Here is a 16,265-nt window from a genome sequence, read left to right as displayed (position 1 = left end):
CGCCCGTGCACCGGTCCGACCGGATACTAACTCGGTACGACCGGGTGATCGCGGACGTCGCCGTGCGCGTTGCGCCGAAATCCTACGTGCGCCTCGGCGCGCATCCGCTCGATCATGTGCGGATAGTGCAACTCGAACGCCGGACGCTCGGACCGGATACGCGGCAACTCGTAGAAATTGTGCCGCGGCGGCGGACAGGTCGTCGCCCACTCCAGCGAACTGCCGTAACCCCACGGATCATCGACCGTGACCACCTCGCCGTACCGGTAACTCTTGAAGACGTTCCAGATGAACGGCAGCGTCGAAGCGCCCAGGATGAAGGCGCCGATGGTCGAAATCGTGTTCAGCAGAGTGAAATTGTCCGTCGGGAGGTAGTCGGCGTAGCGGCGCGGGAAACCCTCGGCGCCCACCCAGTGCTGCACCAGGAAGGTGGTGTGGAAGCCGACGAACGTGGTCCAGAAATGCCATTTGCCGAGCCGCTCGTCCATCATGCGGCCGGTCATCTTGGGGAACCAGAAGTAGATGCCGGCATAGGTGGCGAACGCGATCGTCCCGAAGAGGACGTAGTGGAAGTGCGCGACGACGAAATAGCTGTCCGAGACGTGGAAGTCCAGCGGCGGGCTGGCCAGGATGACACCCGACAGACCACCGAACAGGAACGTCACGATGAAGCCGACGGAGAACAGCATCGGCGACTCGAAGGTCAACTGCCCCTTCCACATCGTGCCGATCCAGTTGAAGAACTTCACCCCGGTCGGGACCGCGATCAGGAACGTCATGAACGAGAAGTACGGCAGCAGCACCGCGCCGGTGGCGAACATGTGGTGCGCCCACACGGCGATCGACAGGGCCGCGATCGCGAAGGTGGCATAGACGAGGGCGGTGTATCCGAAGATCGGCTTGCGGCTGAATACGGGGAAGATCTCCGTCACGATGCCGAAGAACGGCAGCGCGATGATGTACACCTCCGGATGCCCGAAATACCAGAACAGGTGCTGATACAGGATCGGCCCGCCGTTCGCCGCGTCGTAGATGTGGCCGCCCAGGTGCCGGTCGTAGGCCAGCGCCATCAGCGCCGCGGTGAGAATCGGGAAGGCCAGCAGGATCAGAATGCTCGTGACGACGATGTTCCAGGTGAAGATCGGCATCCGGAACAGCGTCATACCCGGGCAGCGCAGGCACACCACCGTCGTGATCATGTTGACGCCGCCGAGAATGGTCCCGAGGCCCGAGACCGCCAGTCCGAGAATCCACAGGTCCGCGCCGACGCCCGGGGCGTGCACGATATCCGACAGCGGCGTGTAGGCGGTCCAGCCGAAATCGGCGGCGCCGCCCGGGGTGACGAAACCGGCCGTCGCCATCGTCGCACCGAACAGATACAGCCAATAGCTGAAGGCGTTCAGACGCGGGAACGCCACATCGGGTGCGCCGATCTGCAAGGGCAGCACGATATTCGCGAACGCGAACACGATCGCGGTGGCATAGAACAGCAGCATGATCGTGCCGTGCATGGTGAACAGCTGATTGAACTGTTCCGGCGAAAGGAATTGCAGGCCCGGACGTGCCAGCTCGCCGCGCATCAGCAGCGCCATCACGCCGCCGATGAGGAAGAACGTCATGGCCGTGGTCAGATACATCTGGCCCAGCATCTTCGGGTCCGTCGTGGTGATCGCCTTGTACAGGAACGACCCTTTCGGGCCGCCTCGCGCCGGATAGGGCCGCGCGGCCTCGAGCTGGTCCTCCGGTTTCGGAGATACAGCAGTCAACACATCCTCCTAGGTCGTTCCCGCAACTCGTCCGCGCTGACGGAACCGGCATATGAAACCCATGAATGACGCGCACACCGAACGCAAGCAGCATACTTGCAGCTATTCGGGGGTGTGCGGGGAACACTCCGGTCGGGCGCGCTCCCGGTGAGGATGCCGGGGCGCAATTCGTCGACCGGGTTTCGTACACGGCGGCAGGCCCCGCGTCCGGTGGTCGCGGGGCCTGCGGGTGGGATTCGCCGTCAGGAGATGGGCTGGGTCAGGTCGTACACCGTGGTGCCGCCGACCGTCATGGCGGTGAAGTGTTCCTGCACCCACGCGGTGATCTCCGCCGCCGATCCGGAACTACCGCCCGGTCCACCCATGCCGCCGCCCGCGATGAAATAGCGCACCTCGCCGTTCGCGACATACTGCTGGAACTGCGCCGGCGTCGGGGCGTTGTCGCTTCCGGTGAAGCCGCCGATTCCCATAACCGATGTGCCGGTGGATAATTCGAGCCCGCTCGCCGACTGGGCACCGACTGTCGCTGCGGCCCAGCGGTTGCTGGTGTTCTTAAGCAATTGCTGTAGTTCAGTATTGGTGCTCGCGGACCCGCCCGGTGTGCCGGAAGGAGCAGTGCCATCTCCCGCGCCACCGTCGCCGCTGCCCGAGGAGTTGGCATTCGGCGCGCTACCCGTACCTGTCCTCGTGCTGCTACCCGAAAGCTGCCCTGCGATGCCGTCGCCCGCACCCGCGTCGGAGCCCGTTCCGTCACCGCCCGCGGTTCCGTCGGGGCGCGCATTGCCGCCTGCCCCACCGGGACCGCCCATGCCGCCGCCCATTCCGTGGCCGGTCTGCGGCCCGGAGGTCGGGATGGAACCGCTGTGCGCGGTGGCAACGGTGTCGATGGTGTACGCCGCGGTACCACCCAGCCCCAACAGCAGGCCCGCCGCCGCCACGACCACCGTCAGGCGGCCGAGCCGGTGCGCACCGACCACCAGGATCAACGCCACCACGATCGAACCGATCAGCACGATCCACCGCAGGACGGGGAACCAATCCGGAGTCCGGTTCAGCAGCACGAAGTTCCAGACACCGGTCGCCGCGAGCATGCTCGCCAACATCGCGCGTAACCCGAAACGCCCTCGGCCACGCCACAATTCGGCGACGGCGATGCCGACCAGCGCCGCGATCGCGGGCGCCAGCGCGACGGTGTAGTACGGATGAATCGTGCCCTGCATGAAACTGAACACCACACCGGTGACGAGAAGCCAACCGCCCCAAAGGATCAGCGCCGCACGGGTCCGATCCGTGCGTGGCGCCCGCCGGGTCAGCCACAGCCCCGCGGCGAGCCCGATCAGCGCGGCGGGCAGCAGCCAGGCGATCTCCGTGCCCATCGAATCGCCGAACAGCCGCGTAATCCCGGTACTCCCACCGAAGCCGGTGTTGCCACCGCCCCCGCCGCCACCACCGCCGCCGTTGCCCTCCCCACCGAGCACCCGGCCGAGCCCGTTGTAGCCCAGCGCCAGCTCCAGCAGGCTGTTGTCGGTGGAACCGCCGATGTACGGCCGCGAGCCGCTCGGCCACCACTCGACCAGCAGGATGTACCAGCCGGATGACACCACCACCGCGAGCAGAGCGCCGACCAGCTTGCCGATCCGCTTCCAGAACCCGATCGGCGCGGCGAGGAGGAACACCAGGGCGAACGCGGGCAGCACGAGGAACGCCTGCATCATCTTGGTCAGGAAGTCGAACCCGATCGCCGCCCCCGCGAGCGCCAGCCAGCGCCCACTACCGCGCTCGGTCGCGCGCACGGTGCAGTACGCGGCGGCAACCAGCAGGAACACCAACAGTGCGTCGGGGTTGTTGAATCGGAACATCAGCGCGGCCACCGGCGTGAGCGCCAGCACGCTACCCGCCAGCAATCCAGCACCCGGCCCACTCCAGCGCCGCACCGCGGCATACACCAGGCCGACCGACGCCACCCCCAACAACGCCTGCGGCAACAGCATCGAGAACGAACTGAAGCCCAACAGCCGCCCCGACAGGCCCATCAACCACAGCGAAGCGGGCGGCTTGTCGACGGTGATGGCATTACCCGCGTCCAGCGATCCGAACAGCAGCGCTTTCCAACTCTGCGTGCCCGCCTGCGCGGCAGCGGCGTAATACTCATTGGCCCAACCATTTTCACTCAACGCCCACAGATAGGCGACAGCCGTCGCGGCCAGCAGCACCAGTAGCGCGGGCAAAGCCCAGCGCGGCCGGCCGGGCGGCCCGACCCCCCGCCGATGCCGATGCCGCCTTCCGTCCGGTGGGCTCGGGGGTCGCGGTGTCTCCCGCCGCGCGGGCGCCTCGATCGTGGTCATATCCGGTCCTCTCGTGTCTCGACCCCATCGTCGAGCCACCAACTGAGTCCGCCGTCTACCCCCGCTGTGGTGTTGCTGTGACCCCCTTCGCCCACCCCATCCCCCACCACCAGCGGATTAGCCCTCCCCCACCCCCATCCGCTATCGTTTTACCCGTCGCCACAGGGCACAATGCGGATGTAGCGCAGCTGGTAGCGCATCACCTTGCCAAGGTGAGGGTCGCGGGTTCGAATCCCGTCATCCGCTCCACGAACCAACAGATAGCAAGCCGACTATGCCGACCTCGGATGCCGAGCGTCCCACCCTTCCCGAGTACATGACATGGGAAGAACTCGAGCGTCTACCGGAAGAAATCGCCGACCAGATCGAGCTGTGGGAGGGCAAGGTCATGTGGGTCCAGCGCGGACCCGCCGAGCACCACGACTACAGCGTCGAGTTCCGAAATGCATTGCGCCGCTGTGCCCGCGAGGACATGTCGCACAACCTCGAGCATTGCTGGCGAGTGACCACGGAAACCAACATCTTCTTCGGCAAGGCCGGCAAGTCGGACTTCGTAACACCCGACTTCCTCATATACCGATGCCTGGAGGAGGAGTACCAGGACATTCGCGCCGATGAAGTCTTCGTCGTCGGAGAGGTGCTGTCACCGTCGAATACCGAACGTGACATCGAGGCGAAGAAGGCCCGATACGCCGACGCAGGCATCCCGTGGTACTGGGAAGTCCTGCTCGGCCGCGGACCACGCCGCATCACCACCGTCCGCGCGTACGCACTGGAGACCGGCCACGGCCGCCTCCCCGCAGGAGTGTCACCGCTACACAAGGCGAATTACGTCATCACAGGCGAATGGGCCTCCGCCCAATCGGACGGCATAACCTTCGATTTCCCCTTCCCCATCCGGATCCCCTGGTCCGAGCTGGAGTTCTGAGTCTGAAATCGGCTCTACGCCAACAGATCCAGCACACCAGTCATCTGGCGGAACTTCACCCGCGAGATGGCGCGAAAGGTAGCGAATGTCCTCGCCCGCCGCGATATTCCGCGCCGCGACCACGAGACCCCAGCGCTGGTAGTCCGTGTGTGGTTCCGTCACCACGCGGACACGGCGCATCACCACGCCCCGAGCGGTCGCAGCCGACACCAGCCGCTCCCATTCCTGAAACCACTCGTAGTCGTCGGGCACGCCTTCGAGGAACCGACGAAACGGCTCGGATTCAGCAGCTACCGCATAGTCGTCCCGAACCTCGAGGTGAAACGCTTCAGTACGGCAGTCGTTGAACACGTCGGACCAATCACCTTGCCGCAGCAGCACCGTAGAACAACCTTTCCCGCTTGGGCACCTCGATGGCCGTCTCGCCGTCGGACAGATCGAGTTGCGCAAGGACATCAGACTCGGCAACAGGCCGACCGGTCAACGTGAAGGTACCCCGCCCTGTGTCGAACAACGTGGCGCCCAGAAACGTGCGCGGCTCAGCGAATCCGGTAAGCAGATGCGGCATCTCAGACCTCGGACACTCGTTCACTTGCGAACCGCCCTTGCCCAGAAATTCGAGTTGCACGGCATACCCTGTCTTCGATTGCGCGCCAGCGCCTCCGGCTGCAATCAATGCTCTCCAATCCCGCCCCACTCGGAACAGAACGGCCGAACTTTGCCAAGTTCGGGCAAGTTTGTGTCGTGTCATACCGCTGTCTTCCTAGCGTCGGCGTTAGTGGTCGGGTTCGCGGTCAGTCGGCACCTTTCTCCATGAGCCGACGAACCGAGCGGAGTTCGTCCCGGATGTCCAGCGGCGAAAATGGGGTCGACATGGCTTGGCGCTCAATGCTTCTACCGTTCGAGGGAGGGGTTCTCGAACTGGCCGTCGAAGACGGCGACGAGACCGACCCGGACGACGTCACAGGTGTCTACCTCGAGCTACTGAGCAGCGGGGGCTCTACTCCACCTGACTGCCGTATTGATGAACCGCCGCAGCAGCACATCGGCGGGACGGCATGATCTTGCTCGGATTGATACTCGCGGGTGGGGTGCCGATGGGAGTGCTGATCTGGGCTTTGTGTTGGCCTATGGGCGACTCTGAACGTAACGAAGTAGCAGCGAACGAGGACGGCGACGAACAGTCGCGGCACCAAAGTTCCAGGTGCTGAATTCAGCTCTGGGCCAACAGGTCCCGACCTACATTGGCGGCGGTCTCCTGGAGTAGGGGGATGATGGTGTTCATGTCCAATCCCGAGACTCGGGCTTGGGGGCCGGAGATGGAGATGGCGGCTCGGGTGGGGGCGTGGGGGATGGCTGCGGCGAAGCAGCGGACGCCTACTTCTTGTTCGCCGTCGTCTTGGGCGTAGCCCTGGATGCGGATGCGGTCTATTTCGGTGCGCAGGACTGCGGGGTCGGTGAGAGTGTGGGGGGTGCGGGGGCTCATCGAGAGGCGGGAGAGGACGCGGTCGGTTTCCTCGGGGGCGAGCGTGGCCAGCACCGCCTTGCCGACGGCGGTGCAGTGCAGGTCGACGCGCTGACCCACCTCGGTGAACATCCGCATGGCGTGCGGGGAGGGCACCTGGGCGACATAGACCACCTGGTCGCCGTCTAGCACCGCCATATTGGAGGTCTCCCCGGTCAGATCTCGCAGCCGCGTCAGGTGCGGGCGGGCCGAGGCGCCGAGTACCCGGCTCGCCGTCTCGCCGAGCCGAATCAGCCTGGGCCCCAACGAGTACCGACGCGACGGCTGCTGGCGGATGTAGCCGCCCGCGATCAGGGTGCGCAGCAGCCGGTGAATGGTCGGCTGCGGCAGGCCGGACGCCTCGGCGAGCTGTGACAGCGTCGCCTCACCACCCGCGTCGGTCACCAGTTCCAGCAGTTCGAAGGCGCGATCGACGGACTGCACCCCGCCGGTCCGCGGACGGGCTTCGGTCACGGCGATCCTTCCTTCGGCGGTGGGCATCCCCACCATTCTCGCAGCCGGGTTCCACTTTGCGGAAGTTCGCATTGCGGAATCTGAACTCTAGAATACGAAAGAATCTGCCGGCGATCCGGGTCAGGACTCGCGACAACCTAGCAAAAGCCGGGAATCCCGTGCCACGCCGCGCCCGGCTCCGTGGCGTCGTCCCGCTCGACCGTGGCTTCGATCAGACCGTACGGGCGATCCGCCGCAATGAACACCTCGCCCGGGTTGTCGACGCCGAAAGGCCCCAGGTCGTAAAGGAAGTGGTGCTTGTTGGGCGCGGAGAAGCGGATCTCGGCCACCTCCCGATGCTGCTCCAGCACCGCGCGCCCCATGCTGTAGAGGGTCTGCTGCAAGGCGTAGGAATGCACAGCGGCGAACTGCCGCAACAGGATCGAGCGGATGGACTCGTAGGACTTGTCCCAGTCGACGTCCGTATGGTCGTAGCGCCAGCGCGCGACCAGCGACGTCGCCATGATCCGGTCGTCGGTCTCCGCGAGCGTCGTGTACTTGTCCTTGAAGAAGCCGTGGAACTCCGACCCGGTCGACTTGAGCACCACCAGATCCTTGATGCCGGACACGACGAACGCGCGCCGATCCGGCCCCACGCCATCCACGTTGATCACCGTGGTCCGCACCCCGCCGCCACTGCGCACGAAGGAGTGATCGTGGCCGAGTCCGTCGACAGGGATTCTGTCCCAGGCGTATTCGTCGATCTCGACGCGCGCGCCGTCCGCACCCGGGCAGCGGGCGATGAAGTGATCGGCGAGGGTGAGGCCGAAGTCCTCGATCGCCGCGACGCCCCGCTCCTTCGCGAAGGCGAACACGGTGTTCTTCTGGGTGTCGGTGGGCAGAATGTCGCGCTGGTCCCCGGTGATGTGAGCGTCGGCGAACCGCCCGCGCAGCGACGTCGAGACATTGAGATCGCGGATGGAGTGCCGCGCGGCGTCACGATGCACGCGCACGAGGCGATTCTCGGCCTTGCCGTACTGGTTGGGCCCGAGCTGGATAGCCATGAGAGTTCAGCTCCCTCGATAGGTGGATATGGCGAACGGCGACAGCAGCAACGGCACGTGGTGGTGCTGCGCGGGGTCGGCGACGGTGAAGGTCACGACCACCTCGGGGAAGAAGTGCTCCCGATCGCCGAAATAGCCTGCGGTGTCGAAGATCAGGCGATAGTCGCCCGCCTCGACCGCTGCGGGGCCGATGGCGGAAACCCGGCCGTCGTCGTCGGTCCGCGCGGCACCCAGCTCTCGCCAGCCATCGCCGACGCGAGTCTCCAAGCGCACCTGGATATTTCGCGCCGGGTGCCCGGCGGCGGTATCGAGAATGTGCGTGGTGACGGCACTGCGACTCATGGGGTAACCATCCCTTCCAGGCGCTTTCGCGCGATCGCGGCGAGTTCTCTTCGGGTGACCGGTATTTCGTCGGCCGGGTCGTTGTCCAGCCGTTCGGTGAGGTCGGCGAGCAGTTCGCGCCCGCCGCGCCCCGCCGCGCACACGAGATAGATATGACCGAACTTGGCCTCGTAGGCGAGATTGCCGACGCGCAGGCGTTCGGCCAGATCGGCGTCGGTGGCATCGACACCCGACTGCTCGCGCGCGGCCCGGGAGCCGGGTGCGGTGGTCGCTCCGATCCGTGGATGGTCGGCCAGTGCCTGCCGCACCTGGGGCTCGGTGAGCGCGAGCGTCGTGCGCTCGGCCAGTTCGACGAGGGCGTCGCGGTCCGCGTACGGACGGGACGCGCCGACCGTATCGACCCATTCCGCCACGCTCACAATGCCTTTCAGGATGTCGCGCCAGGTTGCCGCCGGTAGCTCGTTGATACGGGAGATCGGGAGCGATTCCGTCACCGGATACACCTCCGCCCGGGTGGTCCGGGTGTCGTGTTGATTCTGTATTACGGAACTTTAGTTCCATCTCACCGTATCTAAGTCGGACCGAGGTGCACTGTCAACGCCCTGGCGATCGAACGCTCGAACTTCAGCCAAAGTGTTGACCGCCACACTCGCGGACCGTTACCGTCGTTATACGGAAGTAGTATTCCACACAACGGAATTTATCCGAGCCGTGGATCCGCCACCCACCCAGTCCGTGGGAGACGACCGAGAAGAGACCCCCATGACCCGACCACTCCCCTACGCGGTGAACCTGTCCATCCTGTTCACCGAACTCCCGCTCCTCGACCGCCCCGCCGCCGCCCGAGCCACCGGATTCGACGCGGTGGAGTACTGGTGGCCGTTCAGCACCGCCACCCCCGGCGACACCGAAGTCGAGGATTTCGTCCGAGCCGTCGAGCAGGCCGGGGTGCGGCTGATCGGCCTCAATCTCTACGCCGGCGATATGCCCGGCGGCGACCGCGGCCTGGTGTCGTGGCCCGGCCGCGAACGAGAGTTCGCCGACAGCGTCACCGTCGCCGCGCGGATCGGCCGACGGCTGGGCTGCCGGGCGTTCAACGCGTTGTACGGCAACAGGATCGACGGCATCGATCCCGCCGAGCAGGACGCGCTGGCGGTGCGCAATCTCGCGCTGGCGGCCGATGCCCTCGCCGACATCGACGCCACCGTGCTGCTCGAACCGGTCAGCGGAATCGCGGCCTACCCGCTGAAATCGGCGGCCGACGTGGTCGGCGTGCTCGACCGGGTCCGCGCCACGCACGGGTCGGCGAACCTGGGCCTGCTCGCCGACCTCTACCACCTCGCCACCAACGGCGACGACCTGGACAAGGTGATCGAACGCTACGGCGACCGCATCGCCCACGTACAGATCGCCGACGCCCCCGGCCGTCACCAGCCCGGCACCGGCGACCTCGACCTCTTCGGCTACGTCGACAAGATCGGCGCGGCCGGCTACCGCGGCCACATCGCCGCCGAATACGTCCCCACCGGCGCCAGCGCCGACAGCCTGGCCTGGCTGCCCACGACAAGGAGCAACGCATGAGCAGGATCGGATTCATCGGCCTCGGCATCATGGGCTCGCCGATGGCGGGCCACCTGGTGCGGGCCGGGCACGAGGTCACCGGCTACACCCTGAACAGCGACGCGCTGGACAAGCTGGAGGCCGAAGGCGGCCGGCGGGCGGACAGCGTCGCCGCGGCGGTGCGCGACGCCGGGATAGTCGTCACCATGCTCCCCAACCACCCCCAGGTGGAGGACGTGGTACTCGGCGCGGACGGCGTCTTCGCCCACGCGCCGAAAGGTGCTCTGCTGATCGACTTCTCGACCATCAGGCCGGAAAGCTCGATCGCGATCGCGGAAGCCGGTGCACAGCAAGGATTCCGCGTGCTGGACGCACCTGTTTCCGGCGGCCAGGCCGGTGCCGAACAAGGGGTGCTGTCCATCATGGTCGGCGGCACGGAGGCAGACTTCGCTTCCGCCACAGGTGTTTTCGAGAGCGTCGGTAGGACGTTCATCCACGTCGGCGACCATGGCGCCGGGCAGATCGTGAAAGCGGCCAACCAACTCGTCGTGGGCGGCACCTACGCCCTGGTGGCCGAGGCCATCGTGCTCATGGAGGCGCTGGGCGTGGATCCGGGCAAGGGTCTCGAGGTGCTGGCGGGCGGCTTGGCGGGCAGCCGGATCCTCGAACTCAAGCGCACCGCCATGGTGGCACGCGAATTCGCGCCCGGATTCCGAATCGACCTGCACCACAAGGACATGGGCATCGTCGCCGACGCCGCGCGGCAGGCGGACATCGCCCTGCCGACCGGCGCGGTGGTGGCATCGCTCGTCGCGGCGGGCCGCGCGCAGGGTTACGGCGCACTCGACCATTCGGCGCTGCTGAAGGTCATCGAGAACCTCAACGGCCGCGGCGCGAACTAGCGCAGTACCTTTCAGAAGGGAAACAACAATGGCAAGAGTCCCGGTCATGCAGGCCGTGCTGGACGTGCTGCTGTCCGAAGGCGTCGATGTGACCTTCGGCTGCCCCGGCGCGGCCATCCTGCCGCTCTACGACGCCATGCGCCGCACCGATATGCGGCACCTCATCGTCCGGCACGAGGAGGGCGCCACCCACATGGCCGACGGCTGGGCGCGCACCACCGGCAACGTCGGCGTCGCCATCGGCACCTCCGGCCCGGCCGGCACCAATATGATCACCGGCCTCTACACCGCGCACGCGGATTCCGTTCCGATACTGTGCATTACGGGCCAGGCCGAGTCGAACAAATTGCACCAGGAAGCCTTTCAGGCGGTCGACATCGTCGCCATCGCCGAGCCGGTGACGAAGTGGGCCGTGCAGATCAAGGAGGCGGCGCAGGCGCCGTGGATCTTCCGCGAGGCGTTCCGGATCGCGCGCTCGGGCCGCCCGGGGCCGGTGCTCATCGACCTGCCGCTGGACGTGCAGAAGCAGGAGATCGAATGGGACCCGAGTATCGACGCGCCGCTGCCGGTGACACGGGTGCTGCCGCATCCGCCACGGGTCGCGCGGGCCCTGGACCTGTTGCTCGAGTCGGAACGCCCGCTGATACTGGCCGGTGGCGGCGTGATTCTGGGCGAGGCGCACGCGGAGCTGACCGAACTGGCGGAACTCCTGGGCGTCCCGGTGCAGGTGACGCTGATGGGCAAGGGTTCCTTCCGCGAGGACCACGCGTTGTTCGCGGGCATTACCGGCGTGCAGACCAGCCAGCGGTGGGCCAATGCCGCGTTCCTGGAGTCGGATCTGGTGCTCGCGCTGGGCGCCCGCTTCGGCGACCGCCACACCGGCACGCTCGACGTCTACCGCGGGAATCGCACATTCATCCATGTCGATATCGAACCCACGCAATTGGGCAAGGTGTTCGGGCCCGATCTCGGGGTGGTGTCGGATGTGCGTCCGTTCCTCACCGCTCTGCTGAGCGAGGCACGTAAACGCGAGCAGCGTAAGGACTTCGACCGCTGGGCCGCACGGGTTGCCGAGCTGCGCGGGTCGCTGACACGGCGCGACGACTTCGACGTGACACCGATCAAGCCGCCGCGCGTGTTCAAGGAGATCAACGAAACCTTCGGGCAGGACACCTATTTCGTCACCGCGATCGGGCTGTACCAGATCTGGTCGGGGCAATTCCAGAAGGCTTACCTGCCGCGGCACTATCAGGTGTGTGGCCAGGCGGGGCCGTTGGGTTGGGAGATTCCGGCGGCGATCGGCGTGAAGTCGGCCCGACCCGACGCGGAAGTCGTTGCGGTGGTGGGTGATTACGGGTTCCAGTTCCTGGTCGAGGAGCTGGCGGTGGCCGCTCAGTACGACCTGCCCTTCGTCATCGTGATGATCAACAACGAGTACCTCGGGCTGATCCGCCAGGCCTCGCTGCCGTACGAGATGAACTACCAGGTGGACATCCACTACGACGAGTTCGGTACCGACAACGTCAAGATCATGGAGGCCTACGGGTGCTCGGGGCGGCGGGTGTACGAACCGGGCGACATCGCCGACGCGCTCACGTGGGCGCGCAAGCAGGCCGAGTCGACCTCGCGGCCGGTGCTGGTGGAGATCATGGTCGAGCGCGAGGCGAACACCGCCCACGGCCCCGCCATCGATGCCGTCCGGGAGTTCGAACCGGCATGAAACGTCCGCGAATCGTGGTGGCGCCGGACAAGTTCAAGGGCTCGCTCACCGCCGCGGAGGTCGCCGGCGCCGTGGCCGAAGGCATCCGGCGGGTGCGCCCCGACACCGATATCCGCCTGGTCCCGGTGGCCGACGGCGGGGAGGGGACGGTGGACGCGGCGGTGAGCGCCGGATTCGACCGGGTGACAGTCGAAGTCGCGGGACCGACGGGCGAGAGGGTGCGGGCGTCGTACGCGCACAACGGTTCCGTGGCCGTCGTGGAGGCCGCCGCGGCGTGCGGGCTCGCGCTACTGCCGGGCGGAGAACCTGCCCCGCTCACCGCGACCAGTCTCGGTGTCGGCGAACTGATCCGGGCCGCGCTGGACACCGGCTGCCGCACCCTCGTGCTCGGCGTGGGCGGCAGCGCCTGCACCGACGGCGGCGCCGGTCTGCTGACCGGGCTCGGGGCCGAGCTGCCGGCCGCCGACGGACGCCCGGCTGGTCCGGGCGGCGGGGGGCTGACCGGCATCGCGTATCTGGACCTGCACCGCCTCGATCCCCGAATCCGCGAGGTGGAGTTGGTGCTGGCGAGCGATGTCGACCACCCGCTACTCGGAAAAGACGGCGCCGCAGCCGTTTTCGGCCCGCAGAAGGGCGCCGGTGCGGGCGAGGTGGCGGCACTCGAGGCGGGCCTGACGCACTGGTCCCGGCTCGTCGCCCAGCGCACCGGATTCGACGCCGCCGACCGGCCGGGCGCCGGCGCGGCGGGCGGCATCGGATTCGCGGCGCTCGCCGTACTCGGAGCCCACCGGGCCGTCGGCATCGACATCCTGCTGGACCTGGTGGATTTCGATCGCCACGCCCGGGGCGCGGACCTGATCATCACCGGCGAAGGCGCCCTCGATGCCCAAACCCTGCACGGCAAGGCCCCGGCCGGAGTAGCCGCCCGCGCCGCATCGCACGGCGTCCCGGTGGTAGCGGTGGCAGGCCGACAGCTACTCGACGCCAGGCAACTCGAGAACGCGGGCTTCACGGCCGCCTACGCCCTCACCGATCTGGAGCCCGACCTCCGCCGCTGTCAGGAGCATGCACCGGAACTCCTTGCGCGCCAAGGCGAACACATCGCCCACCACCACCTGCACCGACCTTGAGCACCCGTCCCATCCAACCCATGCACAACGCTCCCGCCCGGAACGCACGGCCGTGCTCCACAGTCCCGACTCCGCCCGTGGGCGGAGGCAATGCTCCGCCGGTCCTGCGGAGACCGGGTACCCGGCCCGCCGTCAACGGGTCCCGGTTTCCGTTGGATCGGCGGAGAGGATGTGGTCCGGGCGTGCCGGCGCCCGGACCACATCCGGCGGACCTCAGCCGCCGACCGAACCCACTGACCGAACGGAGACTCCCATGGTCCTGATGTTCCTCAACGGCGACGGCATGCGCGGCGGCCGTCTGCACGACCAGCTCGCCGGCGCCCCACTGCTCCGCATCGCCCCCAGCGCCCCGAAATACCGCTACTACTCCGTCGGCGATCGCTTCCCCGCCATGATCGCCACCGCCATCGAGGGCCGCACGGTCACCGGCGAGGTCTACGACGTACCGCTGGAAGTCTTGCGCGACAACCTGATTCCCGCCGAACCACCCGAACTCGAACTCGACCTGATCGAATTGGACGACGGCACCGCCTGCCTCGCGACCGTCCTGCGCCGCAGCCACCTCGACTCCCCCGAACTCATCGACATCTCCGATATCGGCGACTGGCGCACCTACCGCACCACCCCCTGAGTCCGAACCCGACACCCCCCGCTTGCGCAGGTCTGCCGCCGCGGAACGGCACGGGCAACTATGTTCGAGGTGCCCCTTGTCACCGATCAACGAGGAAGCGGGGTGCGATGCACTGGGATCAGATGACGGCCACGTCCGACGATCTGCGCAAACGCGCGACACGACTGCGCCGGGGCGTCGGGCAGCTGGGAGTCATCGAGTCGATCATCGACGCCGCGACCGGGCCGTGGCTGGGCGCCATGGACGCCGACGGCCGGGGCACCGCGGAACTGCGCATGCACCTGGCCGGGCGCTACCGGCTCACCGCCGTCGTGACCAGCGCCGGCAAGCTCAACCTGGTGCAGATGCAGACGCCCGAGCCCGGCGCGGAGCGGGTGCTGTCGTCGAAGCCCGCGCTCCGGCGCGGCTGGGAACCGCCCGAGGAGATGCCCAAACAGCCCGACTGGCTCGACTACGTCGTCGAATGGGTCGCCAAGGCCAGCGCCGATGTCGACCGCCGCGCCGTCATCGAATGGCACCTGGTGGGCGCCGACCGCAAGCTGGCCGCCATGAACGACACCATCGACAGCCTCCGCGTCAGCTTGCTCGAACGCGAACAATTGCGCGACGAACTGGCCGTCGAGGTCGCGGAACTGCGCTCCGAACTCGATTCCCTCGGCAGCCGCCACCCCGACACCGACCACAGCAGCCGCGGAGGCCACGAGGGCACCGCGGCTGCTGGTGACGCCGCATATTGACGGACTTCGGGATTCACCCGATATAGGGCCGAATCAGTAAGCGATGAACAGGATCTCGTCGCGCGAGTACTCGTGCCCGGGGTGGTTCTCGGACAGATGCTTCTGGGTCTTCTCGACGAGATCGTCCTCGTCGGCGCCGACAATGGCTTCTCCGCACGGGCAGTTGAGATTCCGCTTCATGAGCCGTCCTTTCTCCTCGATCGGAAGTCTAGGTGTTCACCACGCTATCCGGCATAGCGGTCGGCGAGCTTCGCGTATTCGTCCAGCGTGCGCAGGGTTTCCGGCTCGGGCACGGTCGGCAGGGAGATCGTGACGCGCTCCACTCCGGCCTCGGCGTAGGCGTCGAGGATCGCCGGGTCCGGAGCCACCGGGGTGATCGCGATCGGCAGGTCGTGTCCGTCGAGGGCGGCGAGTTGCGCGGGCACCTCGGCCGCCGACGCGACGCCGTTGGGGACCCAGCCGACGCCGTGCCGGACGGCGCGGCGGGCCGCGGCCTCGGCGCCGCCGATGAAGATCGGCGGATGGGGGCGCTGGACCGGCTTCGGCCAGGCGTACATCGGGTCGAAATTCACGAAGCGGCCGTGGTACTCGGCGAGGTCCTCGGTCCAGATCCGGACCAGGGCCTCGAGTTGCTCGTCGAGCAGCGCGCCGCGGGTGCGCGGGTCGGTACCGTGGTCGGCCATCTCCTCCCGGTTCCAGCCCACCCCGACTCCGAACACCACGCGTCCGCCGGAGAGCAGGTCCAGGCTCGCGACCTCCTTGCCGGTGTGGATCAGATCGCGCTGAATCAGCAGGGTGACCCCGGTGCCGAGCACGAGCCGCTCGGTGACGGCCGCGATGGCGCCGAACGCCACGAACGGATCGAGGGTGCGGTAGTAGACGCGGGGCAGGTCGCCGCCGCCGGGATAGGCGGACTCCCGGCTCGCCGGAATGTGTGAATGCTCGGCCAGGAACAGCGATTCGAACCCGCGCTCCTCCAGGGCTCTGCCCAGCGCCGGGCCGCCGATGCCTTCGTCGGTGAGGAAGGTGTTGACTCCGATCTTCATACCGAGCCGAACCTCCCGAGTACCGGCGTGTATTCCGCACTCGGCGCGCCGCTCGGGCAACCCGCCGGCGAATCCTCCGTAACATTCCGCTACCCGGAGGCGACGTCTCCGGTGACACATGGCCCGTCGGGGGGCTC

General features: G+C 67.2%; 18 protein-coding genes and 1 tRNA gene. 9 read left to right on the top strand and 10 right to left on the bottom strand.

The genetic code is table 11. The features are described from left to right. Positions 1-26: 26 nt before the first annotated feature. Both ctaD and ACFMRZ_RS30215 read right to left on the bottom strand, forming a co-directional pair. Positions 27-1,766 carry a cytochrome c oxidase subunit I gene (ctaD, locus tag ACFMRZ_RS30220; protein ID WP_400181679.1) on the bottom strand — a complete coding sequence of 580 codons (1,740 nt, stop codon included), beginning with the start codon at positions 1,764-1,766 and terminating at the stop codon, positions 27-29. Between the two features lie 242 nt (positions 1,767-2,008). Next, positions 2,009-4,111 carry an ArnT family glycosyltransferase gene (locus tag ACFMRZ_RS30215; protein WP_400181678.1) on the bottom strand — a complete coding sequence of 701 codons (2,103 nt, stop codon included), beginning with the start codon at positions 4,109-4,111 and terminating at the stop codon, positions 2,009-2,011. A gap of 173 nt (positions 4,112-4,284) precedes the next feature. Between ACFMRZ_RS30215 and ACFMRZ_RS30210 the strand changes: the two genes are divergently transcribed. Both ACFMRZ_RS30210 and ACFMRZ_RS30205 read left to right on the top strand, forming a co-directional pair. Continuing rightward, positions 4,285-4,360, top strand: a tRNA-Gly gene (locus ACFMRZ_RS30210). A gap of 25 nt (positions 4,361-4,385) precedes the next feature. Beyond that, positions 4,386-5,039: a Uma2 family endonuclease gene (locus ACFMRZ_RS30205; protein ID WP_400181677.1), complete on the top strand. Its 654-nt coding sequence runs from the start codon at positions 4,386-4,388 to the stop codon at positions 5,037-5,039. Here ACFMRZ_RS30205 and ACFMRZ_RS30200 read toward each other — a convergent pair. Both ACFMRZ_RS30200 and ACFMRZ_RS30195 read right to left on the bottom strand, forming a co-directional pair. Continuing rightward, positions 4,926-5,495 carry a DUF6879 family protein gene (locus ACFMRZ_RS30200; RefSeq protein WP_400181676.1) on the bottom strand — a complete coding sequence of 190 codons (570 nt, stop codon included), beginning with the start codon at positions 5,493-5,495 and terminating at the stop codon, positions 4,926-4,928. The genes ACFMRZ_RS30205 and ACFMRZ_RS30200 overlap by 114 nt on opposite strands. Further along, on the bottom strand, positions 5,401-5,667 hold the full coding sequence (locus tag ACFMRZ_RS30195; RefSeq protein WP_400181675.1) for a hypothetical protein: 267 nt from the start codon (positions 5,665-5,667) through the stop codon (positions 5,401-5,403). Before ACFMRZ_RS30195 ends, ACFMRZ_RS30200 begins: the two co-directional genes overlap by 95 nt. Positions 5,668-5,885: 218 nt before the next feature. On the opposite strand from ACFMRZ_RS30195, the gene ACFMRZ_RS30190 reads away from it, so the two are divergent. Next, the gene (locus tag ACFMRZ_RS30190) at positions 5,886-6,101 is read left to right on the top strand and encodes a hypothetical protein (RefSeq protein WP_400181674.1); all 216 of its coding nucleotides are present in this window, start codon (positions 5,886-5,888) and stop codon (positions 6,099-6,101) included. 151 nt (positions 6,102-6,252) lie between these two features. Here ACFMRZ_RS30190 and ACFMRZ_RS30185 read toward each other — a convergent pair whose 3' ends face one another. The 4 genes from ACFMRZ_RS30185 to uraD all read right to left on the bottom strand — a co-directional run bounded on the left by ACFMRZ_RS30185 (position 6,253) and on the right by uraD (position 8,896). Further along, on the bottom strand, positions 6,253-7,017 hold the full coding sequence (locus ACFMRZ_RS30185) for an IclR family transcriptional regulator (RefSeq protein ID WP_400181673.1): 765 nt from the start codon (positions 7,015-7,017) through the stop codon (positions 6,253-6,255). A 137-nt stretch (positions 7,018-7,154) separates the two neighbouring features. Continuing rightward, positions 7,155-8,060: a factor-independent urate hydroxylase gene (gene pucL / locus ACFMRZ_RS30180; RefSeq protein WP_400181672.1), complete on the bottom strand. Its 906-nt coding sequence runs from the start codon at positions 8,058-8,060 to the stop codon at positions 7,155-7,157. Between the two features lie 6 nt (positions 8,061-8,066). Continuing rightward, positions 8,067-8,402, bottom strand: coding sequence for a hydroxyisourate hydrolase (uraH, locus tag ACFMRZ_RS30175; RefSeq protein ID WP_400181671.1), 336 nt, complete (start codon positions 8,400-8,402; stop codon positions 8,067-8,069). Continuing rightward, positions 8,399-8,896, bottom strand: a complete 498-nt coding sequence (uraD, locus tag ACFMRZ_RS30170; protein WP_400181670.1) for a 2-oxo-4-hydroxy-4-carboxy-5-ureidoimidazoline decarboxylase — start codon at positions 8,894-8,896, stop codon at positions 8,399-8,401. Before uraD ends, uraH begins: the two co-directional genes overlap by 4 nt. A gap of 268 nt (positions 8,897-9,164) precedes the next feature. Here uraD and ACFMRZ_RS30165 point away from each other — a divergent pair, with 268 nt between their 5' ends. The 6 genes from ACFMRZ_RS30165 (at position 9,165) to ACFMRZ_RS30140 (ending at position 15,082) form a co-directional block, all read left to right on the top strand. Then, positions 9,165-9,983, top strand: a complete 819-nt coding sequence (locus ACFMRZ_RS30165; RefSeq protein ID WP_400181669.1) for a hydroxypyruvate isomerase family protein — start codon at positions 9,165-9,167, stop codon at positions 9,981-9,983. Next, positions 9,953-10,864, top strand: coding sequence for a 2-hydroxy-3-oxopropionate reductase (locus ACFMRZ_RS30160; RefSeq protein WP_400183007.1), 912 nt, complete (start codon positions 9,953-9,955; stop codon positions 10,862-10,864). The genes ACFMRZ_RS30165 and ACFMRZ_RS30160 overlap by 31 nt, the downstream gene beginning before the upstream one ends. A gap of 28 nt (positions 10,865-10,892) precedes the next feature. Then, positions 10,893-12,584 (top strand): glyoxylate carboligase, encoded by a 1,692-nt coding sequence (gcl, locus tag ACFMRZ_RS30155; RefSeq protein WP_400181668.1) that lies wholly within the window; start codon positions 10,893-10,895, stop codon positions 12,582-12,584. Then, positions 12,581-13,714 (top strand): glycerate kinase, encoded by a 1,134-nt coding sequence (locus tag ACFMRZ_RS30150; protein ID WP_400181667.1) that lies wholly within the window; start codon positions 12,581-12,583, stop codon positions 13,712-13,714. The genes gcl and ACFMRZ_RS30150 overlap by 4 nt, the downstream gene beginning before the upstream one ends. Positions 13,715-13,967: 253 nt before the next feature. Continuing rightward, a complete protein-coding gene (locus tag ACFMRZ_RS30145; RefSeq protein ID WP_400181666.1) occupies positions 13,968-14,345 on the top strand; it encodes a gamma-glutamylcyclotransferase in 378 nt (125 codons plus the stop codon). A 122-nt stretch (positions 14,346-14,467) separates the two neighbouring features. Further along, positions 14,468-15,082, top strand: a complete 615-nt coding sequence (locus ACFMRZ_RS30140; protein WP_280273698.1) for a hypothetical protein — start codon at positions 14,468-14,470, stop codon at positions 15,080-15,082. Positions 15,083-15,115: 33 nt separating this feature from the next. Here ACFMRZ_RS30140 and ACFMRZ_RS30135 read toward each other — a convergent pair whose 3' ends face one another. Together ACFMRZ_RS30135 and ACFMRZ_RS30130 are read right to left on the bottom strand one after the other, a co-directional pair. Beyond that, positions 15,116-15,262, bottom strand: coding sequence for a DUF1059 domain-containing protein (locus tag ACFMRZ_RS30135; protein WP_400181665.1), 147 nt, complete (start codon positions 15,260-15,262; stop codon positions 15,116-15,118). A gap of 44 nt (positions 15,263-15,306) precedes the next feature. Next, entirely contained in the window at positions 15,307-16,128 is an 822-nt protein-coding gene (locus tag ACFMRZ_RS30130; protein WP_400181664.1) for a TIGR03619 family F420-dependent LLM class oxidoreductase, read from the bottom strand. Positions 16,129-16,265 lie beyond the last annotated feature (137 nt).

Origin of the sequence: Nocardia sp. N2S4-5, assembly GCF_044628355.1 — a bacterium.
Taxonomy (GTDB): domain Bacteria; phylum Actinomycetota; class Actinomycetes; order Mycobacteriales; family Mycobacteriaceae; genus Nocardia; species Nocardia wallacei_B.
The sequence above is the reverse complement of the archived record's forward strand: the minus strand, read 5'-3'. Positions and strand labels throughout refer to the sequence as shown.

Bases quoted from the DNA above. Each gene is read 5' to 3' on its own strand.
- ACFMRZ_RS30150 (WP_400181667.1), top strand. From the start codon at position 12,581: ATGAAACGTCCGCGAATCGTGGTGGCGCCGGACAAGTTCAAGGGCTCG.
- ACFMRZ_RS30135 (WP_400181665.1), bottom strand. From the start codon at position 15,262: ATGAAGCGGAATCTCAACTGCCCGTGCGGAGAAGCCATTGTCGGCGCC.
- ACFMRZ_RS30165 (WP_400181669.1), top strand. From the start codon at position 9,165: ATGACCCGACCACTCCCCTACGCGGTGAACCTGTCCATCCTGTTCACC.
- ACFMRZ_RS30205 (WP_400181677.1), top strand. From the start codon at position 4,386: ATGCCGACCTCGGATGCCGAGCGTCCCACCCTTCCCGAGTACATGACA.
- uraH (WP_400181671.1), bottom strand. From the start codon at position 8,402: ATGAGTCGCAGTGCCGTCACCACGCACATTCTCGATACCGCCGCCGGG.
- ACFMRZ_RS30130 (WP_400181664.1), bottom strand. From the start codon at position 16,128: ATGAAGATCGGAGTCAACACCTTCCTCACCGACGAAGGCATCGGCGGC.
- ACFMRZ_RS30145 (WP_400181666.1), top strand. From the start codon at position 13,968: ATGGTCCTGATGTTCCTCAACGGCGACGGCATGCGCGGCGGCCGTCTG.
- ACFMRZ_RS30140 (WP_280273698.1), top strand. From the start codon at position 14,468: ATGACGGCCACGTCCGACGATCTGCGCAAACGCGCGACACGACTGCGC.
- ACFMRZ_RS30215 (WP_400181678.1), bottom strand. From the start codon at position 4,111: ATGACCACGATCGAGGCGCCCGCGCGGCGGGAGACACCGCGACCCCCG.
- ACFMRZ_RS30190 (WP_400181674.1), top strand. From the start codon at position 5,886: ATGTCCAGCGGCGAAAATGGGGTCGACATGGCTTGGCGCTCAATGCTT.
- pucL (WP_400181672.1), bottom strand. From the start codon at position 8,060: ATGGCTATCCAGCTCGGGCCCAACCAGTACGGCAAGGCCGAGAATCGC.
- ACFMRZ_RS30200 (WP_400181676.1), bottom strand. From the start codon at position 5,495: ATGTCCTTGCGCAACTCGATCTGTCCGACGGCGAGACGGCCATCGAGG.
- gcl (WP_400181668.1), top strand. From the start codon at position 10,893: ATGGCAAGAGTCCCGGTCATGCAGGCCGTGCTGGACGTGCTGCTGTCC.